Consider the following 22,706-nt stretch of genomic DNA (forward strand, 5'->3'; position numbering starts at 1 on the left):
CTCGACAAGTTGATCATCGGGCAAACAGGCTCATTGAGGCGCACTTTTCAGAACTCGGCGACAGTGCGCTTTTTCGACGACGCCAATGTCCTAGGCCGGCGCAGCCCCTCACCTGCCTGCCGGCATCCTCTCCCCGTATAGTGACGGGGAGAGGTGCTCTCGCCGGCGATTTCGCCAATCGCCATAGTCTCTACTCTTCCACCAGTTCCCTCAGCGCCATGCGCTTGTAAGCCGCGACCAGCCTGTCGCCCTCGTCCCGCTCGACGGAGATCGCCAGCCGCACCGCGGCCTCGCCCATCTGCCAGACGAGAAACGCGGCCGTCTCCAATTCGATCGGATCGGCATCGGGGCGAATCCGCTTCAGCACCGCGAGCAGGAAGTCGGCATTGGCGCGGCTGTCGGCGAGCTCCAGTTCGCGCAGCGCCTTGTCGGCTTGCGTGCCCGACCAGATGTCGCGCATCACCGGCTCGGCCAGGAACAGCTGGTAGTAGATATCGACCAGCTCCGAAAACGACCTGCGCAGGCCTTCAGCATCGCTGACATCCTTCAGCGCCGCGGAAATGCAGGCTTGGCTTTCGGCCGTGTAGCGCTCGGCCAGCGCCCAGACGATCGCCCGCTTGTCCGGGAAGAACTGGTAGAGCGAGCCGATCGACACCCCCGCCCGTTCCGCCACCTCGCCCATACGCATGGCGTCGCTGCCCTGCTCGGCAATCAAGGCCGAGGCGGCGGCAAGCATGCGCTCGACCCGCTCGCGGCTGCGCTGCTGGCTCGGCGACCGGCGCGGCGAAGCGATTGCCGCCTGGTCCGGCTTGGCGGTGACTTTTCCATCCATGGCTCTCTCCAGGCGATTCTCCGAAACCGGCTTGACTCACAAAATACGAGGGTTTATCACGTTTTGCAAATGTGAGGATTAGTCGCATTTTGAAATCGAGCAAAACCGGCATTGGAGCAACTGAGATGATGAAACTTCTTCCCACCCTCACCTTTGTCGCCGCGATCGGCTCCGGCGTCGTCGGCGGCGTCTTCTTCGCCTTCTCGAATTTCGTCATGGCAGCACTTGCCCGGCTGCCTGTCCCAAGCGGCATCGCGGCGATGAATTCGATCAACGTCACGGTGATCACGCCGACCTTCATGACGGCGCTGTTCGGCACCGGCCTCATCTGCCTCGTGTTGATCGCAGCGGCTCTCTTCGGCTGGAGCCAGTCGGGCACCTATTGGCTGCTCGCCGGGGCCGTGATCTATTTCGTCGGCAATCCGATCGTGACCATGGTCTTCAACGTGCCGCTCAATGACGCTTTAGCCGCCGTCGATCCTGCCAGCGCCAACGGCGCCGCCGTGTGGGCAAACCATCTGAGCGAGTGGGTAATGTGGAATCACGTCCGCACCGTCACCGCGATCGTGGCGATGGCCTGCTTCATCATGGCATTGATCTGAAGACGGCAGTCCGCGAATGCACCCCCCGAAGGTTGCGTCCAACTTTCGGGGGCAGTTCATCAGGCGGGGTCTTTTTTGCGATCCTTGCGATCAGCGTGACCGAGGTCGCGCTCCGGGTCGATGACATCGCGAACCAGCTGTTTGAGCTTTGCCGCGTCCGGAAAACCGCCGTCGCGCTTGCGCTCCCAGATCAGCACGTCATTGCAGGCGATAGTGAAGATGCCGCCGGTGCCCGGCACCAGCGTCACTTCGCCGAGATCTGTGCCGAAGGTCGAAAGCAGCTCCTGCGCCATCCAGCCGGCCCGCAGCAGCCACTGGCACTGCGTGCAGTAGGTGATGCGGATGACGGGCTGCGGCTTCTCGCTCATGTCGTGTCGCGTGGCCGGTCAGGCTGCGCTGAGCTTGGCCATCGTCTCGTCGTCGACCTCGAAATTGGCGTAGACGCTCTGCACGTCGTCATCGTCCTCGAGGGTGGCGACCAGCTTCATCAGCGACTGCGCCCGCTCTTCGTCGACCGGGACGTTGTTCTGCGGCTGCCAGATCGGCTTGACCGATTCCGCCTCGCCGAGCGCCGCCTCGAGCGACTTCGAAACGTCGCCGAGATTCTCGAAGGCGCAATAGATGGTGTGGCCTTCCTCGTCCGATTCCACGTCGTCGGCGCCGGCCTCGATCGCTGCTTCCATCACCTTGTCGGCGCTGCCGGCCGAGGCCGAATAATAGATCTCGCCGGCACGGTTCCACATGAACGACACCGAGCCGGTTTCGCCGAGCGCTCCGCCGGCCTTGGTGAAGGCCGCGCGCACATTGGAGGCCGAGCGGTTGCGGTTGTCGGTCAGCACTTCCACGATCAGCGCCACGCCGCCGGGGCCGTAGCCTTCGTAGCGCACCGCCTCGTAATTCTCGCCGTCGCCCGTGGACGCCTTGTTGATGGCCCGCTGGATGTTGTCCTTCGGCATCGACACTGCCTTGGCGTTCTGCACGGCGAGGCGAAGCCGCGGGTTCATCGATACATCGGGCGTCCCGGTCTTGGCGGCAACGGTGATTTCGCGTGCCAGCTTGGAAAACATTTTCGACCGCACCGCGTCCTGGCGGCCCTTGCGGTGCATGATATTCTTGAACTGCGAATGGCCAGCCATGGCACCCCTGTCGTGTTCGCCTAGAGCATCTCGAAGCGAGGTTTTGTCACTCTTGTCTTCGGGAAATGCTCGAATTCAAATTCTCAGAACGCCCCGGGCATGCCTGCGAAGGCGCGCGGCGCTCTTTGTCGGAATGGCCGGCTTATAGATAAATCGGCTCAATTCGTCCAGACGCTGTTGCTTCGGCGTTGAGCCGGCCGCTCACCCTTCCAGATCGGTTTTCAGCCGATCGAGAATGCTGACGGCGTGGCCGGCATACCGGCTGATCCAGCGGTCGTGGATCTGCTTGATCGGCAGTGCATTGAGGTGGTTCCAGCGCTCGCGTCCCTCGCGCCTCGCCACCACCAGATCGGCCTCCTCCAAGACTTTCAGGTGCATCATCACCGTGCAGCGGTCCATATCCGGGAACGCCTCGCACAGCGCGCCGGTGGTCTGCGGCTGATCCTTCAGGCGATCCAGCAATTCGCGCCGGCGCGGATGCGCCAAGGCCTTGAAAACATGGTCGTCGGAGGTTTGACTTGACATGTTATTTTTCTATAACATATCGTTTCAAGCAGCAAGGAAGGAGCTGTGGATATGTCCCTTGGTTTCAGGATTTCCGGGCGCATCGGCAAACCGGTCGCCGAAGTCTTCGACGCGGTCGTCAATCCGACAAAGCTCAGCGGCTATTTCACCACCATCGGCGGCGCCTCGGCGCCGCTTGTCGCCGGCACCACCGTCACCTGGTGGAAGGCAGTGCCGGTGGAGGTCGACGAGGTGACGAAGGACAAGCGCATCGTGCTGCGCTGGGACGCGACAGACACCGACGGCAATCCCGCCTACAAGACCCTTATCGAAATGAATTTCGAGCCGCTTGAGGACGGCGGCACTTTCGTCACCATCGCCGAGTCCGGCTGGCATGAAGGCGAGGCCGGCCTGAAGAAATCCTACCTGAATTGCGAGGGCTGGTCGCAGATGCTGGCCTGCATGAAGGCCTATCTCGAATATGGCATCAATCTGCGCGACGGCTACTACCGCAGCGAGATTAAGGGCGAGCCGGCCAACGAGACCAACATCTGAGGCCGACATTCAGGTCCCGATATCCGGCAGGAGAGGTCGCCCGATGACGAAAGCAACGCCATTCCTGATGTTCGAGGGAAAGGCCGAAGAGGCCATGATCCTCTATTGCGAGACCATTCCCGATAGCCGTGTGCTCGACATCACGCGCTATGGCTCGGGCGAGGACGGGGCGGAAGGAACGCTGAAGCTGGCGCGCGCCTCGATCGGCGGCGTCGAGGTCAGGGTCTACAACAGCCCCGTCCACCACGCCTTCACCTTCACGCCGTCCTTCTCCTTCTTTGTCGACTGTTCGTCGCAAGAGGAACTGGAGCGGACGGTCGACGTTCTTGCCAAGGATGGTGGATTTCTGATGCCGCCAGGCAATTACGGCTTCAGCCGTCGTTTCGCCTGGCTCAACGACCGCTTCGGCGTCTCCTGGCAGATCAACCTGCCGTGACGACATCCAACGCAATCGAGAGGATCGGCAGTGGACACCGAGATTACCGGCGGCATCAACATGGCCATGAAGGTGCCCTCGCACCAATACGAGGCAACAATCGCCTTCTATCGCGATGTTGTGCGGTTGAAGCCGTTTACGGCCAAGGCGCCGGCGATCGGTTTCGAACTTGGTCCCAATCGCCTCTGGATCGACGAGGCGCCGATGATGAGCCAGGCCGAAATCTGGCTGGAGCTTTTCACACCGGACTTCAAGAGCGCGGCCTCGCATCTTGCCAAGGCCGGTGTCGTGCGCTGCGACGCAATAGAGCCTTTGGGTGAAGGCTTTCGTGGCGGGTGGATCACCAACCCGGCCAACATCATTCACCTGGTGCGTGAGCCGGACGCCTGGTGAATCCTGTCGGAAAGGAGAACCGTATGGAGCTCAGAGAATCTCCCATCGCCGAAACCGCCATGCTGATCCGTCGGCCAGTCGCTGAGGTGTTCGAAGCGATCGTCGATCCGGCGGTCACCACGAAATTCTGGTTTACCCATTCCAGCGGTCGCCTGGATGACGGCAAGCCGGTCGAATGGGAGTGGCGCATGTATGGCGTCTCGACCAGGGTCGAGTTGAGCGAGATCGTCCCCAACGAGAAGATCATCATGCGGTGGAGCGATCCACCGACCACCGTCGTCTGGACCTTCACCGAGATGCCGGATGAAGCGACCTTCCTCGAAATCCGCAATTTCGGCTTCACCGGCTCCGGCGACGAGCAGGTGAAGCAGGCTGTCGAATCCACCGGCGGCTTCGCGCTGGTGCTTGCCGGCGCCAAGGCATGGCTGGAACAGGGCCTGGCGCTCGGCCTGATCGGCGACCGTCACCCGAAGGGTGTAGAATGAATTCGTCATGCTAGGGCGGAGCAAGGAGCGAAGCGACGCGCGCAGACCCTAGCATCCATGCCGTGACGCCGACGTTCCGCCGCGTCTCAGGATGATGAATACCCCAGTCGTTCGACAGCTGACACTCAGCCGTTACTCAATTCTGCTCCGCTGCATTCTTCGGCGTGGGTAACGGAATGGATTCTAGGGTCTGCGCTCCGCTTCGCGTCGCTCCGCCCTAGAATGACGAAGCTGTGCCAGCCTCAATGCCCCTCGCCCGACCCCTGCCTCTTACGCCGCCGCGCCAGCATATTCAGGCCCTCGACCAGCGCGGAAAAACCCATGGCGGCGTAGATGTAGCCCTTGGGCACATGGTAGCCCATGCCGTCGGCGATCAGCGTCATGCCGATCATCAACAGGAAGCCCAGCGCCAGCATGACGATAGAGGGGTTCCTGGCGATGAAATTGGCAAGCGGCGCCGCCGCCAGCATCATCGCGCTCACCGCCACGATCACCGCGATATACATGATGGCGATCTCGTCGGTCATGCCGACGGCAGTGATGATGGAATCGATCGAGAAGACGAGGTCGAGCAGGAGGATCTGGAAGATCGCGCCGGCAAGGCTCATCTGCAGCGTACCGCCGACCATCGTGTCCTGATGATCCTGCGGGTCGACCGTGTGATGGATTTCCTTGGTCGCCTTCCAGACCAGGAACAGGCCGCCGGCGATCAGGATCAGGTCGCGCCATGAAAAGCCGTGGCCGAGGGCGGTGAACACCGGCGTCGTCAATTGCACGATGATCGAGATCGTGGCGAGCAGGATCAGGCGCATGATCAGCGCCGCCGAAATGCCCAGCCGGCGTGCGCGGGCGCGCTGCGCCTCCGGCAGCTTGTTGGTCAGGATCGAGATGAAGATCAGATTGTCGATGCCGAGCACTATCTCGAGCACCACCAGCGTCAAAAGCGCGACCCACGCGGTCGGATCGGAAACAAAATGAAAGTGCGGCGCCAGAAATTCGACAAGCTGCATGAAGGTCGTCCCCTCTACGATCTAGAGCAGTTTTCGCGGGTTTCGTCGCCAGTTAGGTATTGATCTCGCTTATATCAATGTCACGACCAGAACGACGGCGCCGTTTCTTCCAGCCGCGGTCCGCGACGAAACGGCGCGATTTTCTCGGCAAGCCCGGTGCGATCGGAAATATCGACGCCGACGCCGCAGAGCGTCGCGGGCCCTGACGACGCCTCGAAACGGCCCTTCGGTACCTTCGAAAGGAACCGGTTCAGCGGTTCTTCCTTGTCCATGCCGAGCGAGGAATCATAGTCGCCGCACATGCCGGCGTCCGAAATATAGGCGGTGCCGCCATTGAGGATCTGATGGTCGGCGGTCGGCTGGTGCGTATGCGTGCCGACCACCAGGCTGGCGCGTCCGTCGACAAAATGCGCGAAGCACATCTTCTCCGAGGTCGCCTCGGCGTGGAAATCGATGACGGCCGCATCGGCCTGCTCGCCGAGCGGGCAGGCGGCAAGCTCACGCTCGCCGGCCTGGAAAGGGTCGTCGAGCTCGGGATGCATGAAGACGCGTCCCATGATGTTGGCGACCAGCACGCGCGCGCCATTGCGCGCAATGTAGACGCCCGAGCCGCGGCCCGGCGTGCCTCTGGGAAAATTGGAGGGACGCAGGAAGCGCTCCTCGCGCGGCGCGAAGATCAGCGCATCGCGCTGGTCCCAGACGTGGTTGCCGGTGGTGACGACATCCGCGCCGGCCGCCAGCGTCTCGCGAAAGATCTCCTCGGTGATGCCGAAGCCGCCGGCGGCGTTCTCGCCATTGACGATGACGAAGTCGAGCTTGAAATCGGAAATCAGCCCCGGCAGCTGTTCCCAGACTGCCGTGCGCCCTGTTTTGCCAACCATGTCGCCGAGGAAGAGAAGTCTCATGCGGCGCTGCGCGTACCGAGCGCCCGCGATACCGTTTCCGGTTCCTTGGCGATAACCTGCAGATAAGCCTGCGCCGCTTGGTCCGGCTCGGTTCTTCCTTGCTCCCAGTCTCTAAGCGTGCCGAGCGGAATGCGATAGCGAACAGAAAACTCCTCTTGGGTGAGATGCAAGGCCCGACGGATGACTTTGACACGCGCGACACGCGCCATGCCCGGCCGATCCGTGCCAATCGGCGGATTGTTCTTATCCGCCAGGGCGCCGGCCTCCGCCTCCGCGTCGCTCATGCTACGCAGACGCTCCCAATCGGATTCAGTCCCTGCGTGCTTGGTCATATGCTTTCTGCTCATGGCGCGTCGCCTTTCTGGCGGAGATCAGTCTTATTAGGTCGCTGCGTTCGGTGTAAACCACCGTCAGCACCAATCCATTGACGATTCCGATGCCAATGAAGCGCTCCTTTTCCTAATCCATGCAGCGATCCGAATAATGCAGAGCACGGATGTCGTCGAACAGGCGTTTGGCACCCGCAAATGCCACACCGTGCTTGGCAAGATTGCTCGTCGCCTTCTGGTCGTCCCATTCGAATTCAAGCATGCCAGCCTACTGGAATTCAGTAGTATTTGCCAGGTGGGCGCCCGCGTCAAGTCGTGAACCGGCGCAACCCGCTCTCGGTCAGTATTTCCGGAATGATGACGTCATGGTTCTCATCCGGCACCCGCTCGACTTCCTGGCAATCGAAGGCGATGCCAATCAGCCTCGGCGTGACGCCCTTATCGGCCAAACTGGCAATGGCGCGGTCGTAATAGCCGGCGCCGTAGCCGATACGGTGGCCGCGGCCGTCGAAGGCGGCGAGCGGCACCAGCATCAGCGTCGGGTCGAGCACTTCCGCCTCTTCATGCGGCCCGACCGTGCCGAATCCCATCTCGACCATCGGCGCGCCGCGCACCAGCTCGCGAAAGACGATCGTGGTCTTGTCGAGGATCGCCGGCAGGCAGAGCCTGGCGCCCTTTTCGCGCAGCGCGAACATCAGCGGCCGCACATCGACCTCGGAGCGCATCGGCCAGAAGCCCGAGACCACCCGGCCAGGCTCGAAGTCGATTTCTTCCTTCGCGGTCTCGGCCATCTCGAGCGCGATCTCGACACGCCAGAATTCGTCGAGCGCGTCCCGGCGCGCCAACGCCTCCTTGCGAAGCTGTTTTTTCAGGTCTTTGGAAGGTGACATGCGCCGACGCTAGAAAAGGCCAGATTTGGATGGAGTTTTAGGAGCGACGCTTTCTAGCGCAATTCCAGGAAAACTGCGCCGCGACTTTCCTGGAATGCGTCAAAACAAAGAGAAGACGCATGTCTCCCGAAAACGCGAGAGCGACGATCCACACAACCGGTGGAGAGGTCGATCCCGGGTGCCTACAAAGTAGGTGGGCGCCGTGTGAGAAAACCCACGGGTCTTCCCAGGGACAGCTCCCTAAGGATCGATAAGGCCCCGGGGATAAGTTTCTCCTGCCGGGAAGCGCAGACCGCCGGGAGTGAATATAGGCCGATGGTTAGCCGTGCGCCAGAGAAACGGGTCACCATTTGCGCATAATTCGTCTTGCGGACCGTCCCGATGGGAAGCTGTCCGGCAACCGCCCTTGCGCGGCCCGTCCAGCCTCCTTACGGTCCGCCGCACGGACAGGAGAAAAGATGCGTTTCGAAGGCACAGCGGCTTACGTCGCCGACAAGGATCTGATGGTCGCCGTCAACGCCGCGATTGCGCTGGAGCGGCCCTTGCTGGTCAAGGGCGAGCCCGGCACCGGCAAGACCGAGCTTGCCCGCCAGGTGGCGTCGGCGCTCGGGCTCGATTTCATCGAATGGAACGTCAAGTCGACCACCAAGGCGCAGCAGGGCCTCTACGAATATGACGCCGTCTCGCGGCTGCGCGACAGCCAGCTTGGCGACGAGCGCTTCAACGACATCGCCAATTACATCAAGCGCGGCAAGCTGTGGGATGCGTTCGCTGCGCAAAAGAAGGTCGTGCTTTTGATCGACGAGATCGACAAGGCCGACATCGAATTCCCCAACGACCTCCTGCAGGAGCTCGATCGGATGGAGTTCTTCGTCTACGAGACCGGCGAGACGATCCGCGCCGAGTTCCGGCCTATCGTTATCATCACCTCGAACAACGAGAAGGAACTGCCGGACGCCTTCCTGCGCCGCTGCTTCTTCCACTATATCCGGTTCCCCGACGTCGACACGCTGCACCGGATCGTCGAGGTGCACTACCCCGGCATCAAGCAGAATTTGGTGCGGGCGGCACTGAGCCAGTTCTACGAGGTCCGCGATGTGCCGGGCCTGAAGAAGAAACCGTCGACCTCCGAGGCGCTGGACTGGATTCGCCTGCTGGTCGCCGACGACATCGCGCCCGAGGACCTGCGCGCCGATCCCAAGGACATGCTGCCGAAGCTGCACGGTGCGCTGTTGAAGAACGAGCAGGACGTGCACCTGTTCGAGCGCCTGGCCTTCATGGCCAGACGGCAGCAGCAATAGCGCTTTCCCCGGCTGTGGACCGTTGCTGGCAATCGGTCGCTGCCGCAGCTTCGGACCGAAAGCCCTGGAGGAGAAAAGATGTCCGAGATCGCCATTCGCCCGTTCACGCAGTCCGACCACGCCGACTGGCGGCGCCTGTGGACCGCCTACCTCACCTTCTATGAGACGAAGCTGCCGGACGAGGTCTACGACGTCACCTGGAAGCGTTTGTTCACGGCAGGCGAATTCGAGCCGAAAGGGTTCATCGCCACGCTCGACGGCAAAGCGGTTGGGCTGACCCATTATCTCTACCATCGCTCCTGCTGGTCACTGGTCAACAACTGCTACCTGCAGGATCTGTTCGCCGATCCGGAGGTGCGCGGCAAAGGCGTGGGCGCGGCGCTGATCAAAGCGGTGCAGGACGAGGCCGGCAAGATCGGCGTGAGGAATGTCTACTGGATGACGCACAAGACCAACGCCACGGCGCGCCGGCTCTACGACCATGTGGCAAGGCGGACCGGATTCATCGAGTACGATTTGCTATAAGGGACTGATGTTCATCCCCTTCTTCCTCGAGCTGAAGGCCGCGCGGGTTCCTGTTTCGCTCAGGGAATATCTGTCGCTGCTGGAGGGACTGGAAGCGGGGCTGGTCGATTATGACGTCGAGGCTTTCTATTACCTGGCGCGCTCGGCCCTGGTGAAGGACGAGCGTCATATCGACCGTTTCGACCAGGTGTTTGCCCATGTCTTCAAGGGCGTCGAAGCGCTTGGCGGGCCCGACGCCGTCAATGTCGCCAACATCCCGGAAGAATGGCTGCGCCGGCTGGCCGAAAAGCACCTAACCGAGGAGGAAAAGAAGCTGGTCGAAGCGCTGGGCGGTTTCGACAAGCTGATGGAGACGCTGAAGCAGCGCCTTGAGGAGCAGAAGGGCCGGCATCAGGGCGGCTCGAAATGGATCGGCACCGGCGGCACCTCGCCCTTCGGAGCCTATGGCTACAATCCTGAAGGCGTGCGCATCGGCCAGCATGAAAGCCGGCATCGCCGCGCGGTGAAGGTCTGGGACAAGCGCGAATTCAGGAACTTCGACGATACCGTCGAGCTCGGCACCCGCAACATCAAGGTGGCGCTGAAGCGGCTGCGCCGCTGGGTGCGCCAGGGCGCCGAGGAGGAGTTCGACCTGCCCGGCACCATCCACGCCACCGCCGAGCACGGCTATCTCGACGTCAAGACCCGGCCCGAGCGGCGCAATGCCGTGAAGCTTCTGATGTTTTTCGATGTCGGCGGCTCAATGGACGACCATATACGCGGCGTCGAGGAACTGTTCTCGGCCGCGCGAGCCGAATTCCGCCAGCTCGAATATTTCTACTTCCACAACTGCCTTTACGAGCGCGTCTGGAAGGACAACCGCCGGCGCATGGCCGAGACGATCCCGACCTTCGACCTCATCCATAAATACGGGCCGGACTACAAGGTGATCGTCGTCGGCGACGCCTCGATGAGCCCTTACGAGATCGCCCATCCCGGCGGCTCGGTCGAGCACTGGAATCCGGAGGCCGGAAGCGTGTGGCTGGCCCGCCTGTTGCAGCAATGGCCGAACGCGATATGGCTCAATCCCGAAGCCGAGAAGAACTGGCGCTACACGCACTCGATCCAGTTGATCGGCGATATCTTCGGCGGCCGTATGTTCCCGCTGACATTGGCCGGGCTTGAAGCTGCGACCAGGCAGTTGTCGCGCAGGCACTAGTTCCCCGACACAGCGATTTTGAGAGGTTGCCGTTGTCTTGGTGCAAGATTCCGTTCATGTCCGGGAAATCAGCGCAAACGCCGGGGATTGGTTGATCCGCCCCAACCTCGTCATTCTATGGCGGAGCAAGGAGCGAAGCGACGCGGCGCAGACCATAGAATCCATGCCGTGACTTGGCAGCGCCGCCACGGTGCAGAATTCTGCTCCGTTGCACGCCTTGGCAAAGGTAACGGCATGGATTCCAGGGTCTTCGCGACGGAGCTTCGCTCCTGCTCCGCCCTGGAATGACGAAGGGGTAGGCGTTTCGGCCAATCTCCAACGCGTGCCGCCTGCCAACGCAAACAGAACCGACCGGTCAAATCCGTGTGCAGTGCCACTAGCTCGCTTTCACTGGCGGCTTTTGTAACAGATGCCTATGTTTGTGCGAATATCCGTTGCAAGCAACAACGAGCCGCCAAGGCCGAGGAGATTTCATGGACACCCACGCCTATCCCGTCACCCGCACCGATGCCGAGTGGCGCGCCCGACTGACGCCGGAGCAGTATGCCGTGATGCGCAACCACGGCACCGAGCGCCCCGGCAGTTGCGCCCTGCTCTACGAGAAGCGCGCCGGCACCTTCTATTGCGTCGGCTGCGACCAGCCGCTGTTCGAATCCAAGCTGAAGTTCGAGAGCGGCACCGGCTGGCCGAGCTTCAACGATCCGGTCCCGGGCTCGATCGAGACCACCGTCGACCGCAGCTACGGCATGGTGCGGACCGAATGCCATTGCGCGCGCTGCGGCAGCCATCTCGGCCATGTCTTCGAGGACGGCCCGCCGCCGACCGGCCTGCGCTACTGCATCAACGGCGTGGCGCTGCGCTTCGAGCCTGCGGCCTGATCTGAGCTTCCAGTCTTCGCAAAGGGCGGCCTCGGCCGCCCTTTTTCATGCTCCATCCGGCTCTACACAACGACCGTTGCGATCAGCCAAAGCGCGGAACCCAGCATCATCAGCTGCGCCTGGAAGCCCCCGACCTTCTCCGCGGCCCGCCAGACGGCGACCGTCAGGAAGATGGTGTAGGGAACGAGGAGGAAATGCACCGCCAGCACCAGCCAGAGCGGCAACTTCAACCCGAGCAGGCCCAGCGCCAGCGCCGAAGAGGCGATGTTCAAGATGGTACCGACCAGCAGCATATCGCGCCAGAACAGCCGGTCGAGCGGAACCTGGCCTCTCCAGCGCGAACGGAAAAAACCCGTCATCGCCGGCGACTTATCGCTGCCCGAGAATTTCGGTCACGGCTTCTTCGAAGCGTGAGCATTCCCGCACCAGCCAGTCGGTCATGGCCGGCCAATTGTCCTCGGCGTAGCAGTTCACCCGCCACATCGAGTTGATGCCGAGACCTTCGCAGCTCTGCTCGGGCCTGAGCTTCAGCCTGGCCTCGATCGCCGGCTGGAACGGTTTCAGCCGCGACCAGGACTCTGTGGCGCCGAACTTCTCGTTGCGCCCAAAGAAGACGCCGACATGGTTCTGCGCCGGCGCGACATACATCGAAAGGACCAAAGCGAAATCCGGCAGCCCGCGCTGCCAGAACCATGGCCCGCGTCGAGCGAGCCTTTGCCTTTCTTGCGGGTGCCGTTCGGCGAATAGCGCCCAAAAGCCGCGATGGCGGAACTCCGAGGCGCGACGGCCGCCGAAGTCGAATTCGTTCATGGCCGGCCTCCGGCCACGCGCCTCAGACCATGCCGAGGGCGGCCTTGTAGAGATCCAGGATCGACTCTTCTTCCTGGCGCTCGGCCTGGTCCTTCTTGCGCAGCCGCACGATCGTGCGAACCGCCTTGGTGTCGAAGCCGGTGCCCTTGGCTTCGGCATAAACATCTTTGATGTCGTCCGAGATCGTCTTTTTCTCTTCCTCGAGCCGCTCGATGCGCTCGATGATGGTGCGCAGCTGGCCGGCGGCTACAGTCTGGCTGGTCTCGGTGATTTCGTCGGCCATTTTTTTCTCCGCGTCTTCTGGAGCAGTGGCGATTCCCGCCACGGCAAATTGGAGCGGGTTCCCTGCCCGAGAGGACGCGGCGGGTCAAGACACTTGTCGAGCGGCTGTGGACGGCTGGGCACATCTAAGGTGTGCGGAGATTCAGGTCAGGCCGAGTCGGAGTCGAAGACGGGCGCGAAGCGACCAAACAAGGCGGATTCCGAGAACCGGCCTACGCCGGCCGTAGCCTTCATAAAGCGAAGATGTTTATGAGGGCTTCCGGCCGGCGTAGGCCGGAGCGGAGCGTACTTAAAGTACGTGAGCACCGGAAGCGCAGGAAGCCGGCGTTTGCAGGCCGGCCTCACCTGAATCTCGACACACCTTATTTAAATGCGATCAACAGATCCTTCGCATCGATCTGATCGCCGGCCTTGACCAGCACCTCGGCGATCTCGCCGTCGCGTTCGGCGTGGAGTGCGGTTTCCATCTTCATCGCTTCGATCGAAAGCAGCACGTCGCCCGCCTTGACGGCCTGTCCGGGCGCGACGGCAAGCGCCGATACGACGCCGGGCATCGGCGCGCCGACATGCCCCTCATTGCCAGGCTCGGCCTTGCGGCGTGCCTTGGCGGCGGAAGCGCCATGCGCCCTGTCCGGCACCTTGACGCGGCGTGGCTGGCCGTTGAGCTCGAAGAACACGGTGACCATGCCCTTCTCGTCGACATCGCCGAACGCCTGGCAGCGCACCACCAGCGTCTTGCCCTTCTCGATGTCGAGGAAGATCTCGTCTTCCGACTTCATGCCGTAGAAATAGGTCGGCGTCGGCAGCACGCTCACCGGCCCGTAGGTCTCCTGCGCCGCGGCGAAGTCGGTGAACACCTTCGGATACATCAGCCAGGAGGCGAATTCATACTCCGAGAGCTTGCGGTCGAGCTTGCCCTCGATGTCCTTGCGGCTCGCCTTGAGGTCGGCGGGCTTTAGCAGCGAGCCCGGTCGAACCGTAATCGGCTTCTCGCCCTTCAGCGCCTTCTTCTGCAGCGCAGCCGGCCAGCCGCCTGGCGACTGGCCGAGATCGCCGCGCAGCATCGACACCACCGAATCCGGGAAGGCGATGTCTTTGGCCGGGTTCTCGACATCGGCGACGGTGAGATCCTGGCTGACCATCATCAGCGCCATGTCGCCCACCACCTTGGACGACGGCGTCACCTTGACGATGTCGCCGAACATCAGGTTGACGTCGTGATAGGCCTGCGCGACCTCATGCCAGCGCGTCTCCAGCCCGAGCGAGCGCGCCTGTTCCTTCAGGTTGGTGAACTGGCCGCCGGGCATCTCGTGCAGGTAGACTTCCGAGGCGGGTCCCTTGAGATCGCTCTCGAAGGCCGCGTACTGGTTGCGCACCGCTTCCCAGTAGAAGGAAATGCGGCGAATCCATTGCGGATCGAGACCGGGGTCGCGCTCGGTGCCCTTCAGCGCCTCGACGATCGAGCCGAGGCAGGGCTGCGAGGTGTTGCCGGAGAAGGAATCCATCGCCGCGTCGATCGCGTCGGCGCCGCTCTCCACCGCCGCCAGCACCGTCGCCGCCGACAGCCCTGACGTGTCGTGCGTGTGGAAATGGATCGGCAGGTCGGTCGCCTCGCGCAGCGCCTTGAACAGCACGCGCGCCGCGGCCGGCTTCAACAGGCCGGCCATGTCCTTGACGGCGATGATATGCGCGCCGGCCGCCTCCAGCTCCTTGGCCAGCCCGACATAGTATTTCAAATCGTACTTCGCCCGCGCCGGATCGAGGATGTCGCCGGTGTAGCACATCGCCGCTTCTACCAGCTTGCCCTCGGCGCCGACCGCGTCCATGGCGACGCGCATGTTCTCGACCCAGTTAAGGCAGTCGAAGACGCGGAACAGATCGACACCGCCGGCTGCCGCTTGGCGGACGAAATGCTGGACGACATTGTCGGGATAGTTGGTGTAGCCGACGCCGTTGGCGCCGCGTAGAAGCATCTGCAGAAGAAGGTTGGGCGCCGCCTCGCGCACTTTGCCCAGCCGCTCCCACGGATCCTCGGTGAGGAAGCGCATGGCGACGTCGAACGTCGCGCCGCCCCAGCATTCCAGCGAGAGCAATTGCGGCAGCGCCCGCGCATAGGTGCCGGCGATGCCGGCGATGTCATAGGTGCGCATGCGCGTGGCGAGCAGCGACTGGTGGCCGTCGCGCATCGTCGTGTCGGTGACCAGCACCTGTCGCTCCCCGCGCATCCAGGCCGCGAACTTCTCGGGACCCAGCGCGTCGAGCCTCTGCTTGCTGCCGTCCGGAACATGGCCGTTGAGATAGGGCACCACGGGTGCGGCCGCATTCGCCTTCGGCATCGGCCGGCCGCGCGTCTCGGGATGGCCGTTGACGCTGACGTCGGCGAGGTAGTTGAGCAGCTTGGTGGCGCGGTCCTGCCGCTTCACCTGCTCGAACAGTTCCGGCGTCGTGTCGATGAACCTCGTCGTGTAGGAATTGTCGGCGAAGCGCGGGTGATTGATGATCGCTTCGAGGAAGGTGAGGTTGGTGGCGACGCCGCGGATGCGGAACTCGCGCAGCGCCCGGTTCATGCGCGAGATCGCCTCGCCGGGCGTCGGCGCCCAGGCCGTCACCTTTTCGAGCAGCGGATCGTAGAAGCGGGTGATGACCGCGCCCGAATAAGCGGTGCCGCCGTCGAGCCGGATGCCGAAGCCCGCCGCCTCGCGATAGGCGGTGATGCGGCCATAGTCCGGAATGAAATTGTGCTCCGGATCCTCCGTAGTGATGCGGCACTGCAGCGCGTGGCCGTTCAGCCTGATGTCCTTCTGCGCCGGCACGCCCGATTGCTTCGTGCCGATGGCGAAGCCGTCGAGGATGTGTATCTGCGCCTTGACGATGTCGATGCCCGTCACCTGCTCGGTGACGGTGTGCTCGACCTGGATGCGCGGATTGACCTCGATGAAATAGAACTTGCCGGTGTCGGCGTCCTGCAGGAACTCGACCGTGCCGGCGCCTATATAGCTGGTCTCGCGCGCGATCTTGAGCGCGTAGCCGCAAAGCTCCTGGCGCAGCTCCTCGCTGAGATAGGGCGCCGGCGCGCGCTCCACGACCTTCTGGTTGCGGCGCTGGATCGAGCAGTCGCGCTCGAACAGATGCACCGCATTGCCGTGGGTGTCGCCCAGCACCTGCACCTCGACATGGCGGGCGCGCTCGATAAGCTTTTCGAGATAGACCTCGTCCTTGCCGAAGGCGGCCTTGGCCTCGCGCTTGCCTTCCATCACCTCGCGCGCGAGGTCGGCCTCGGCGCGGATGGCGCGCATGCCGCGGCCGCCGCCGCCCCACGAGGCCTTGAGCATCACCGGATAGCCTATTTGCGCGGCGAGCTTCTTGACCTCGTCCATGTCGTCCGGCAGCGGATCGGTTGCCGGAACGACCGGCACGCCGACCTCGATCGCCAGGTTGCGCGCGGCGACCTTGTTGCCGAGCCGGCGCATCGTTTCCGGCTTCGGGCCGATGAAGGTGACGTCGGCCTCGGCGCAGGCCTCGGCAAATTCCGGGCTTTCCGACAGCAGGCCGTAGCCGGGATGGATGGCGTCGGCGCCCGACAGCCTGGCGACCCGGATCACCTCCTCGATCGACAGGTAGCTCTCGATCGGACCCATGTCCTTGGCCAGATGCGGTCCGCGGCCGACCTGATAGCTCTCGTCGGCCTTGAAGCGGTGCAGCGAATATTTGTCTTCCTCCGCCCAGATCGCCACGGTTTTGAGGCCGAGCTCGTTGGCCGCGCGGAACACGCGGATGGCGATTTCGGACCGGTTGGCGACGAGTATCTTCGTGATGGCCAAGGAGTAGGCTCCAGCAGCGGAAGGGAGATGAACCGGCGCAATGATTAACGTGAAAATGCTGCAGCGCAAACAAATTTGCGCGACAGCTAAAACGATTTAAGTCGCCTGTTTGCGCCAAATCGTCATTGCTGTTTTTCGAACACGGATCATGGGTGGTGGACGGGTATTGCCCGGGGCGCGGCGCGGAGCTTCCGGTTGGCCTCGCCCGCAACGAAAATGCCCGGCGCGAGCGCCGGGCATTTCGAACAGTCGGCTAAAGCATGTCTCCCGAAAGTGCGCAGCGGTTTCGGGACGAAGACATGCTTGAAATGAAGGACCTAAAGCAGGTCTCACGACCTGCTTTAGAGTTTGCCGGCTTATTTCTCGAAGTAGCTGTACTTGCCGTCGTCGCCCTTCTTCCATTCATAGATGACATAGTCAGGACGGGTGATGTCGCCCTTGGCGTCGTAGCCGATGTCACCGATGGCGGTCTTCCAGGTGTTGGCCCTGATCGTCTCCGCAACCTTCTGCGCGTCGTCGGCCGAGCCGGTCTTGGCGATGGCCTGGGCGATGATCTGCACCGCGGCATAGGAGTAGAGCGTGTAGGCTTCCGGCTCGAAGCCGTTGGCGCGGAACTTCTCGACCACTTCCTTGGCGGCCGGATTCTTGCGCGGATCCGGAGCGAAGGTATTGAGCGTGCCGGCAACGGCGTCGCCCGCGATCGAGGCCAGTTCGTTGGAGACGATGCCGTCGCCCGAGAACAGCGGCGCCTTCAGGCCCTGATCGGCCGACTGACGGATGATCAGGCCGGCTTCGGTGTGCAGGCCGCCCCAGTAGATGAGCGTGACGCCGTTTTCCTTCATCTTGGCGATGAGGGCCGAGAAGTCCTTGTCGCCGACATTCACGCCTTCGTACAACACTTCCGTGATGCCGTTGGCGTTGAGGTTCTTCTTGGTTTCGTCGGCGAGGCCCTGACCATAAGGCGTCTTGTCGTGGATGATGGCGATCTTGGCATCCTTGAAGTTCTTGGCGATGTAGTCGCCGGCCACCTTGCCCTGCTGGTCGTCACGACCGCAGGTGCGGAAGGTGTTCCACATGCCGCGCTCGGTGAACTTCGGGTTGGTCGCCGCCGGCGTGATCTCGAGGATGCCGTTTTCCTGGTAGACTTCCGAGGCCGGGATCGACACACCGGAGTTGAAATGGCCGTCGACGAACTTGACGCCGTCGGCTACGAACTTGTTGGCGACCGAGATGCCCTGCTTGGGATCGGAGACGTCGTCACCGATCTCGAGCTTGAGCTGCTGGCCATTGACGCCGCCCGCCGCGTTGATGTCGGCGACCGCCTGTTCCGCGCCCTTCTGCAGCTGTGCGCCGAAGGCGGCGTTCGGGCCGGTGATCGGACCGGCGACGCCGATCAGGATGTCAGCGGCCCACGCGCTGCCGCTGAACGCGACGAACGCGGTCAGCGCAACGGCGGACAAGAGTGATTTTTTCATTGAAACGCTCCCATTTACGGAGTGGGCGTGGATGATACTTTCATGCGATGCCCACCCTTATCGCAGAAAGCATAGAATGCCGATTTTCAGGCACTTGTCACGCCGATTCATCCCCGAAACGGCGTAATGGTGAACGTCAACCTTTCGGTTTCCAGCTTAACAAGGAAGCTCTTTCATAGAGCCAGTTATACTGCGTGACCATTTGGTTGGTGCGCGTGTATTGATAGCCGAGGAAGCCCAGTATCATCAGCACGATGGTGTCGACGATATAGTAATGCAGCGAGAACATCGTGCCGCCGAACAAGGCGTGATGGATGAACCTGACGCCGATACCGAGACCGAGCAGGAAGAAAAACAGCCGCAGATACGTGCTCCAGGTCTGGGCCGCCGCTTTGCCTGTCATCCATGCCGCCCCGCCGCCAAGCAGGCCTGTGACGAACAGAAACTGCCAGATCGTGGCCTCTTCGTAGATAATGCCCTGCATGATAGATGTCCCCAGATCTTAGCTTGATCCCGAAAAGTCGCAGACTTTTCGGAGAAGATCATGCTTCAAGAACAAAGCCCTAGAGCGAGATGGCGATCCTGGGAAAGTCATCGCGCTCTAATGATGTCCGCCTTCGAGATAGGCGGCGCGCACTTCCGGATTGGCAAGCAATTCCTTGCCGGTGCCGCTCATCGTCACATTGCCGTTGACCATGACATAACCGCGCGTGGCGAGCTTGAGCGCGCCGAAGGCGTTCTGCTCGACCAGGAACACGGTCAGCCCCTGCGTCTTGTTGAGCTCGCGGATGGCGTCGAAGATCTGCTTGACGATCAGCGGCGCGAGGCCCAGCGAGGGCTCGTCCAGCAACAAAAGCTTCGGCCGCGCCATCAGCGCGCGCCCGATCGACAGCATCTGCTGCTCGCCGCCCGACAGCGTGCCGCCGCGCTGGGCGATGCGCTCTTTCAGCCGCGGGAACAGCGTGAACACCCTCTCGACGTCCTCGTCATAATGCCTGAGGTTGTCGAGGCTGGCGCCCATCTGCAGATTTTCCATCACCGTCATGCGCGGAAAGATGCGTCTGCCTTCCGGGGATTGCGCGATGCGCAGGCGTGCGATCTCATGCGTCGGCATCTTGGTGATGTCGGTGCCGGCGAAGGTGATGGTGCCGGTGCGGGCGCGCGGCGCGCCGAAGATGGTCATCATCAGCGTCGACTTGCCGGCGCCGTTGGCACCGATCAGCGCCACGATCTCACCCTGGTTGACGCTGACATCGACGCCGTTCAGCGCCCGGATGTTGCCGTAGTAAGTTTCGACACCCTTGATGTCGAGCAGCGTTGTGCCGGCCATTATTTACGCCCTCCACGCGTCGCGGGCTTGGCCGCCGCTTCCTTCGCCAGCGTCTTCGCCTGGCCGATCCAGTCTTCGCGAGCAATGCGCCCGTCAAAGGCGAGATAGGCCTCCGCGGCCTCGATGTCGGCCTTCTTCCAGGCCGCTATCTGGTCGAAATGGAAGATGCCGTGCTCGTTGAGCTTGCGCTCGTTGACCGGGCCGATGCCTTTGATGCGGATCAGGCTGTCCGCCTTGCCGCCGCGTGGCGCGTCGAGGCGATTCGAGATGTCGCCGGCTTTCGCCGGCGCCTTGCCGGGAGCCTTCTTTGCAGGGGCTTTCGCCGTCGGCTTGCCTTTCGCGGCGGCCGACTTTGTCGCTGGCGCTGGAATCGGTTTGCTGGCTATCGATGCGGCGCGCGCGTCGACTTGCGCCGCCTTCGAGGCGCCCTTCGACACCGTGACCCGCTCGCCCTTATTCCCATGTTCGACCGAATCGGAAACCGGCCCGGCCATCATGGAAGCGGAATTTCCCGGCCCATGCGCGGAATCGGGGCCGGTATCGAGCTGTTCGATCACGTCCTCATCGCCGACCTCGGTCAGCACCGTCTCGACCTCCTCGTCGTCGACGCCGAGATAGGCCGCGATGACGCGCGGATCGGTGCGGACCGACGCCGGATTGCCGTCGGAGATCTTGCGGCCGTATTCGAGCACGACGACATGGTCGGAGATCTGCATCACCACCGACATGTCGTGCTCGATGAGCAGGATCGACGTGCCGGTGCTCTTGATGCCCATCAACAGCTCGTTGAGCGCCGCAGATTCCTTCGGATTGAGGCCGGCGGCCGGTTCGTCGAGGCACAGAAGCTCCGGCCCCGTGCACATGGCGCGCGCGATTTCCAGGCGCCGCTGCGCGCCATAGGGCAGGTCGCCGGCCGGATCGTCGGCGCGCTCGACAAGATCGGCCTTCTCCAGCCAGTGCCTGGCGAGCTCGATCGACTCGGCCGAGGCCTGGCGATAGCTCGGAAAGCCGAACAGGCCGAGGAGAGTATAGCCCGAAGCCTTCATCAGCTTGTTGTGCTGCGCGACCAGGAGGTTCTCCAGCAGCGTCATGCCCGAGAACAGGCGGATGTTCTGGAAAGTGCGCGCCACCTTGGCGCGCGCCGGGATCTCGTGGTTGGGCAGGCGCTCGAGCAGATAGGTCGAGCCGTCGTTCCGGTTCAGCGTGATCATGCCTTCAGACGGCTTGTAGAAGCCGGTGATGCAGTTGAACACCGTGGTCTTGCCGGCGCCGTTCGGGCCGATCAGCGCGGTGATCTCGCCGCGCCTGGCCTGGAACGACAGGTCGCCGATGGCGACCAGGCCGCCGAACTTCATCGACAGATGCTCGACCTGCAGGATGAAATCGTTCGAGGAAGGGGTCGCGTTCATCAGCCGTGCCCCTCCTTGGTGAAGGAGCTTGAAACCGCTCTTCGCTCCTTCAGGAAGGCCGTCGGCTCGCGGCTGCCGACGAAGCCGCGCGGCTTCCACAGCATGACGATGACCATGGCCATGCCGAAAAGCAGCATGCGGTAGAGTTCAGGCGTGAAATCGGGACCGAAGACCCGCTTCAGGAAGTCGAGTTCCCGTAACGCTTCGGTGCCGCCGATCATCACCAGCGCCGCTACGGCGATGCCGACCAGCGAACCCATGCCGCCGAGCACGACGATGGCGAGGACAATCGCCGATTCCAGGAAGACGAAGGATTCGGGGCTGACGAACCCTTGCCGTGCGGCGAAGAACGAGCCGGCGAAGCCGCCGAACATGGCGCCGGTGGCGAACGCCGTCAGCTTGGTGGTGGTGGTGTTGATGCCGAGCGAGCGACAGGCGATCTCGTCCTCGCGCAGCGCTTCCCACGCCCTGCCGACCGGCAACCGGCGCAGCCTGATGGTAACGAAGGCGGTCAAGAGACAGAGGCCGAGGATCAGATAGTAAAGGAAGATCTTGTAATAGGCGCTCGATGTGGCGATGTGCAGCACCTTGGCGATGTAGTTCGGGTCCGAGACGTTGAACGACATCAGGCCGAAGAAGGAGACCTTTGGAATGCCGGAAATGCCGGCCGAACCGTTTGTCACCTCGCGCCAGTTGATCAGGACGAGGCGGATGATCTCGCCAAAGGCAAGGGTGACGATCGCCAGATAGTCGCCGCGCAGCCGCAGCACCGGGAAACCGAGCATGACGCCCCAGAAGGCGGCCATGCAGCCGGCGGCCGGAAGCAGGATCCAGAAGGAGAGGCCGAAATGCGTGCCGAGCAACGCGTAGGCATACGCGCCGACGGCATAGAAGGCGACGTAGCCGAGATCGAGCAGGCCGGCGAGGCCGATGACAATGTTCAGCCCCCAGGCCAGCATCACATAGATCAGGATCTGGATGCCGAAATTGTCAACCCACTTCAGAGAGCCCTGAAACCCTCCCGCCATCGATCCTGTTACCAGCGCAAGCACCAGCACGACGACGATCGGATAGAGCGCCAGCGCGCTGACGCCCAACGCCGAGAAGTGGGCGTGGATGAAGGCCCGGAAATAATACATTACCCAGGCGACGGCATAAATGATCGCCAGCGCCCGCACAAAGCGTGCGTAGCCGGCAAGGTCGGGTCCGAGCAGCCCGTCAAGCGAGCCGGCCAGCACGAACAGCAAGGCTGCGACAACGACCGCGGCTATGAAATAAGGCGTCCTGAAGAAGCGTGCCGCCATGGTCTCGGGCAGCAGGCCTGTGTCGATGTCGGCGATCTTCAGGCTGGCCACGAAGGGCTGGCCATAGGCGACATACAGGAAGCGGCCCCCAGCGGTGGCGATGACCACCAGGGCGAGCAGGCCCCAGCGCTGCACCAGGATCAGTTCGTTGGAGATATTCTGGTCGGTCCTGAGACCGATAAACAGCACGAACAGGCCGAGCGCGATGGCACCTGCATAGAGCGCTTCGCGAAAAGCGCGCTGGACTGGAGTAGCGACGGTGTCGCGCTCCGAAGACACGGTAACGGCCATCAGGA

At 62.6% G+C, this 22,706-nt stretch carries 26 protein-coding genes, 1 other RNA gene and 1 pseudogene; 9 read left to right on the forward strand and 19 right to left on the reverse strand.

What is annotated here, in order from left to right:
* Nucleotides 1–190: 190 nt before the first annotated feature.
* Nucleotides 191–832, reverse strand: a complete 642-nt coding sequence (locus FJ425_RS10875) for a TetR/AcrR family transcriptional regulator (protein ID WP_140723311.1) — start codon at nucleotides 830–832, stop codon at nucleotides 191–193.
* 125 nt (nucleotides 833–957) lie between these two features.
* Here FJ425_RS10875 and FJ425_RS10880 point away from each other — a divergent pair, with 125 nt between their 5' ends.
* Nucleotides 958–1,434 carry a DUF1772 domain-containing protein gene (locus tag FJ425_RS10880; protein WP_140634368.1) on the forward strand — a complete coding sequence of 159 codons (477 nt, stop codon included), beginning with the start codon at nucleotides 958–960 and terminating at the stop codon, nucleotides 1,432–1,434.
* A gap of 59 nt (nucleotides 1,435–1,493) precedes the next feature.
* On the opposite strand, the gene FJ425_RS10885 is transcribed toward FJ425_RS10880, so the two are convergent.
* The 3 genes from FJ425_RS10885 to FJ425_RS10895 all read right to left on the reverse strand — a co-directional run bounded on the left by FJ425_RS10885 (nucleotide 1,494) and on the right by FJ425_RS10895 (nucleotide 3,095).
* Nucleotides 1,494–1,802: a SelT/SelW/SelH family protein gene (locus FJ425_RS10885; RefSeq protein ID WP_140723314.1), complete on the reverse strand. Its 309-nt coding sequence runs from the start codon at nucleotides 1,800–1,802 to the stop codon at nucleotides 1,494–1,496.
* An 18-nt stretch (nucleotides 1,803–1,820) separates the two neighbouring features.
* Entirely contained in the window at nucleotides 1,821–2,570 is a 750-nt protein-coding gene (locus FJ425_RS10890; protein WP_140634364.1) for a YebC/PmpR family DNA-binding transcriptional regulator, read from the reverse strand.
* Nucleotides 2,571–2,771: 201 nt separating this feature from the next.
* The gene (locus FJ425_RS10895) at nucleotides 2,772–3,095 is read right to left on the reverse strand and encodes a helix-turn-helix domain-containing protein (RefSeq protein WP_140723317.1); all 324 of its coding nucleotides are present in this window, start codon (nucleotides 3,093–3,095) and stop codon (nucleotides 2,772–2,774) included.
* Nucleotides 3,096–3,146: 51 nt separating this feature from the next.
* Between FJ425_RS10895 and FJ425_RS10900 the strand changes: the two genes are divergently transcribed.
* The 4 genes from FJ425_RS10900 to FJ425_RS10915 are packed head-to-tail and all read left to right on the forward strand — an operon-like array spanning nucleotide 3,147 to nucleotide 4,943.
* Nucleotides 3,147–3,629, forward strand: a complete 483-nt coding sequence (locus tag FJ425_RS10900) for an SRPBCC domain-containing protein (protein ID WP_140723320.1) — start codon at nucleotides 3,147–3,149, stop codon at nucleotides 3,627–3,629.
* 43 nt (nucleotides 3,630–3,672) lie between these two features.
* A complete protein-coding gene (locus tag FJ425_RS10905; RefSeq protein WP_140723323.1) occupies nucleotides 3,673–4,065 on the forward strand; it encodes a VOC family protein in 393 nt (130 codons plus the stop codon).
* 30 nt (nucleotides 4,066–4,095) lie between these two features.
* Entirely contained in the window at nucleotides 4,096–4,458 is a 363-nt protein-coding gene (locus FJ425_RS10910; protein WP_140723326.1) for a hypothetical protein, read from the forward strand.
* A gap of 23 nt (nucleotides 4,459–4,481) precedes the next feature.
* Nucleotides 4,482–4,943, forward strand: a complete 462-nt coding sequence (locus FJ425_RS10915; RefSeq protein ID WP_140723329.1) for an SRPBCC family protein — start codon at nucleotides 4,482–4,484, stop codon at nucleotides 4,941–4,943.
* Between the two features lie 242 nt (nucleotides 4,944–5,185).
* On the opposite strand, the gene FJ425_RS10920 is transcribed toward FJ425_RS10915, so the two are convergent.
* The 6 genes and pseudogenes from FJ425_RS10920 to ssrS all read right to left on the reverse strand — a co-directional run bounded on the left by FJ425_RS10920 (nucleotide 5,186) and on the right by ssrS (nucleotide 8,374).
* A complete protein-coding gene (locus FJ425_RS10920; RefSeq protein WP_140723332.1) occupies nucleotides 5,186–5,953 on the reverse strand; it encodes a TerC family protein in 768 nt (255 codons plus the stop codon).
* A gap of 80 nt (nucleotides 5,954–6,033) precedes the next feature.
* Nucleotides 6,034–6,858 carry a YmdB family metallophosphoesterase gene (locus tag FJ425_RS10925; protein ID WP_140546534.1) on the reverse strand — a complete coding sequence of 275 codons (825 nt, stop codon included), beginning with the start codon at nucleotides 6,856–6,858 and terminating at the stop codon, nucleotides 6,034–6,036.
* Nucleotides 6,855–7,142: a helix-turn-helix domain-containing protein gene (locus FJ425_RS10930; RefSeq protein ID WP_140546533.1), complete on the reverse strand. Its 288-nt coding sequence runs from the start codon at nucleotides 7,140–7,142 to the stop codon at nucleotides 6,855–6,857. The genes FJ425_RS10925 and FJ425_RS10930 overlap by 4 nt, the downstream gene beginning before the upstream one ends.
* A 25-nt stretch (nucleotides 7,143–7,167) precedes the next feature.
* A pseudogene (locus tag FJ425_RS10935) lies at nucleotides 7,168–7,449 on the reverse strand (BrnT family toxin).
* 46 nt (nucleotides 7,450–7,495) lie between these two features.
* A complete protein-coding gene (locus tag FJ425_RS10940) occupies nucleotides 7,496–8,077 on the reverse strand; it encodes a 5-formyltetrahydrofolate cyclo-ligase (protein ID WP_140723335.1) in 582 nt (193 codons plus the stop codon).
* A gap of 141 nt (nucleotides 8,078–8,218) precedes the next feature.
* Nucleotides 8,219–8,374, reverse strand: a non-coding RNA gene (gene ssrS, locus FJ425_RS10945) — 6S RNA.
* Between the two features lie 161 nt (nucleotides 8,375–8,535).
* On the opposite strand from ssrS, the gene FJ425_RS10950 reads away from it, so the two are divergent.
* The 4 genes from FJ425_RS10950 to msrB all read left to right on the forward strand — a co-directional run bounded on the left by FJ425_RS10950 (nucleotide 8,536) and on the right by msrB (nucleotide 11,979).
* A complete protein-coding gene (locus FJ425_RS10950; protein WP_140723338.1) occupies nucleotides 8,536–9,378 on the forward strand; it encodes a MoxR family ATPase in 843 nt (280 codons plus the stop codon).
* 78 nt (nucleotides 9,379–9,456) lie between these two features.
* Nucleotides 9,457–9,903, forward strand: coding sequence for a GNAT family N-acetyltransferase (locus FJ425_RS10955; protein ID WP_140723341.1), 447 nt, complete (start codon nucleotides 9,457–9,459; stop codon nucleotides 9,901–9,903).
* 7 nt (nucleotides 9,904–9,910) lie between these two features.
* Nucleotides 9,911–11,101 (forward strand): VWA domain-containing protein, encoded by a 1,191-nt coding sequence (locus FJ425_RS10960; protein ID WP_140723344.1) that lies wholly within the window; start codon nucleotides 9,911–9,913, stop codon nucleotides 11,099–11,101.
* Between the two features lie 473 nt (nucleotides 11,102–11,574).
* Nucleotides 11,575–11,979, forward strand: coding sequence for a peptide-methionine (R)-S-oxide reductase MsrB (gene msrB, locus FJ425_RS10965; protein WP_040991646.1), 405 nt, complete (start codon nucleotides 11,575–11,577; stop codon nucleotides 11,977–11,979).
* A gap of 62 nt (nucleotides 11,980–12,041) precedes the next feature.
* On the opposite strand, the gene FJ425_RS10970 is transcribed toward msrB, so the two are convergent.
* From FJ425_RS10970 to livM, 9 genes are all read right to left on the reverse strand, one after another.
* Nucleotides 12,042–12,338: a hypothetical protein gene (locus FJ425_RS10970; protein ID WP_140723347.1), complete on the reverse strand. Its 297-nt coding sequence runs from the start codon at nucleotides 12,336–12,338 to the stop codon at nucleotides 12,042–12,044.
* A 10-nt stretch (nucleotides 12,339–12,348) separates the two neighbouring features.
* A complete protein-coding gene (locus tag FJ425_RS10975) occupies nucleotides 12,349–12,789 on the reverse strand; it encodes a hypothetical protein (RefSeq protein WP_140723350.1) in 441 nt (146 codons plus the stop codon).
* A gap of 22 nt (nucleotides 12,790–12,811) precedes the next feature.
* Nucleotides 12,812–13,072, reverse strand: coding sequence for a DUF2312 domain-containing protein (locus FJ425_RS10980; protein ID WP_140546077.1), 261 nt, complete (start codon nucleotides 13,070–13,072; stop codon nucleotides 12,812–12,814).
* A 361-nt stretch (nucleotides 13,073–13,433) separates the two neighbouring features.
* Complete coding sequence (gene pyc / locus FJ425_RS10985; protein WP_140723353.1) at nucleotides 13,434–16,892, reverse strand: pyruvate carboxylase; 3,459 nt, start codon at nucleotides 16,890–16,892, stop codon at nucleotides 13,434–13,436.
* 356 nt (nucleotides 16,893–17,248) lie between these two features.
* Complete coding sequence (locus tag FJ425_RS10990) at nucleotides 17,249–18,367, reverse strand: branched-chain amino acid ABC transporter substrate-binding protein (protein WP_140546075.1); 1,119 nt, start codon at nucleotides 18,365–18,367, stop codon at nucleotides 17,249–17,251.
* A 136-nt stretch (nucleotides 18,368–18,503) separates the two neighbouring features.
* Nucleotides 18,504–18,851, reverse strand: a complete 348-nt coding sequence (locus FJ425_RS10995) for a DUF6867 family protein (RefSeq protein ID WP_140634337.1) — start codon at nucleotides 18,849–18,851, stop codon at nucleotides 18,504–18,506.
* Between the two features lie 117 nt (nucleotides 18,852–18,968).
* Entirely contained in the window at nucleotides 18,969–19,697 is a 729-nt protein-coding gene (locus tag FJ425_RS11000) for an ABC transporter ATP-binding protein (protein ID WP_140634335.1), read from the reverse strand.
* Nucleotides 19,697–21,106 (reverse strand): ATP-binding cassette domain-containing protein, encoded by a 1,410-nt coding sequence (locus tag FJ425_RS11005; protein ID WP_140634334.1) that lies wholly within the window; start codon nucleotides 21,104–21,106, stop codon nucleotides 19,697–19,699. Before FJ425_RS11005 ends, FJ425_RS11000 begins: the two co-directional genes overlap by 1 nt.
* The gene (livM, locus tag FJ425_RS11010; RefSeq protein WP_140723356.1) at nucleotides 21,106–22,701 is read right to left on the reverse strand and encodes a high-affinity branched-chain amino acid ABC transporter permease LivM; all 1,596 of its coding nucleotides are present in this window, start codon (nucleotides 22,699–22,701) and stop codon (nucleotides 21,106–21,108) included. The genes FJ425_RS11005 and livM overlap by 1 nt, the downstream gene beginning before the upstream one ends.
* Between the last annotated feature and the right edge of the window lie 5 nt (nucleotides 22,702–22,706).

The sequence above is a fragment of the Mesorhizobium sp. B2-7-2 genome (assembly GCF_006440775.1).
Lineage (GTDB): Bacteria > Pseudomonadota > Alphaproteobacteria > Rhizobiales > Rhizobiaceae > Mesorhizobium.

Excerpts from the sequence above, each read along its gene's own strand:
- FJ425_RS10990 (WP_140546075.1), bottom strand. The coding sequence starts at position 18,367 with ATGAAAAAATCACTCTTGTCCGCCGTTGCGCTGACCGCGTTCGTCGCG.
- livM (WP_140723356.1), bottom strand. The coding sequence starts at position 22,701 with ATGGCCGTTACCGTGTCTTCGGAGCGCGACACCGTCGCTACTCCAGTC.
- msrB (WP_040991646.1), top strand. The coding sequence starts at position 11,575 with ATGGACACCCACGCCTATCCCGTCACCCGCACCGATGCCGAGTGGCGC.
- FJ425_RS11000 (WP_140634335.1), bottom strand. The coding sequence starts at position 19,697 with ATGGCCGGCACAACGCTGCTCGACATCAAGGGTGTCGAAACTTACTAC.
- FJ425_RS10875 (WP_140723311.1), bottom strand. The coding sequence starts at position 832 with ATGGATGGAAAAGTCACCGCCAAGCCGGACCAGGCGGCAATCGCTTCG.
- FJ425_RS10940 (WP_140723335.1), bottom strand. The coding sequence starts at position 8,077 with ATGTCACCTTCCAAAGACCTGAAAAAACAGCTTCGCAAGGAGGCGTTG.
- FJ425_RS10900 (WP_140723320.1), top strand. The coding sequence starts at position 3,147 with ATGTCCCTTGGTTTCAGGATTTCCGGGCGCATCGGCAAACCGGTCGCC.
- FJ425_RS10880 (WP_140634368.1), top strand. The coding sequence starts at position 958 with ATGATGAAACTTCTTCCCACCCTCACCTTTGTCGCCGCGATCGGCTCC.
- FJ425_RS10885 (WP_140723314.1), bottom strand. The coding sequence starts at position 1,802 with ATGAGCGAGAAGCCGCAGCCCGTCATCCGCATCACCTACTGCACGCAG.
- FJ425_RS10890 (WP_140634364.1), bottom strand. The coding sequence starts at position 2,570 with ATGGCTGGCCATTCGCAGTTCAAGAATATCATGCACCGCAAGGGCCGC.
- FJ425_RS10895 (WP_140723317.1), bottom strand. The coding sequence starts at position 3,095 with ATGTCAAGTCAAACCTCCGACGACCATGTTTTCAAGGCCTTGGCGCAT.
- FJ425_RS10955 (WP_140723341.1), top strand. The coding sequence starts at position 9,457 with ATGTCCGAGATCGCCATTCGCCCGTTCACGCAGTCCGACCACGCCGAC.
- FJ425_RS10970 (WP_140723347.1), bottom strand. The coding sequence starts at position 12,338 with ATGACGGGTTTTTTCCGTTCGCGCTGGAGAGGCCAGGTTCCGCTCGAC.
- FJ425_RS10980 (WP_140546077.1), bottom strand. The coding sequence starts at position 13,072 with ATGGCCGACGAAATCACCGAGACCAGCCAGACTGTAGCCGCCGGCCAG.
- FJ425_RS10995 (WP_140634337.1), bottom strand. The coding sequence starts at position 18,851 with ATGCAGGGCATTATCTACGAAGAGGCCACGATCTGGCAGTTTCTGTTC.
- FJ425_RS11005 (WP_140634334.1), bottom strand. The coding sequence starts at position 21,106 with ATGAACGCGACCCCTTCCTCGAACGATTTCATCCTGCAGGTCGAGCAT.
- FJ425_RS10975 (WP_140723350.1), bottom strand. The coding sequence starts at position 12,789 with ATGAACGAATTCGACTTCGGCGGCCGTCGCGCCTCGGAGTTCCGCCAT.
- FJ425_RS10930 (WP_140546533.1), bottom strand. The coding sequence starts at position 7,142 with ATGAGCGACGCGGAGGCGGAGGCCGGCGCCCTGGCGGATAAGAACAAT.
- FJ425_RS10960 (WP_140723344.1), top strand. The coding sequence starts at position 9,911 with ATGTTCATCCCCTTCTTCCTCGAGCTGAAGGCCGCGCGGGTTCCTGTT.
- FJ425_RS10925 (WP_140546534.1), bottom strand. The coding sequence starts at position 6,858 with ATGAGACTTCTCTTCCTCGGCGACATGGTTGGCAAAACAGGGCGCACG.
- FJ425_RS10920 (WP_140723332.1), bottom strand. The coding sequence starts at position 5,953 with ATGCAGCTTGTCGAATTTCTGGCGCCGCACTTTCATTTTGTTTCCGAT.
- FJ425_RS10950 (WP_140723338.1), top strand. The coding sequence starts at position 8,536 with ATGCGTTTCGAAGGCACAGCGGCTTACGTCGCCGACAAGGATCTGATG.
- FJ425_RS10915 (WP_140723329.1), top strand. The coding sequence starts at position 4,482 with ATGGAGCTCAGAGAATCTCCCATCGCCGAAACCGCCATGCTGATCCGT.
- FJ425_RS10905 (WP_140723323.1), top strand. The coding sequence starts at position 3,673 with ATGACGAAAGCAACGCCATTCCTGATGTTCGAGGGAAAGGCCGAAGAG.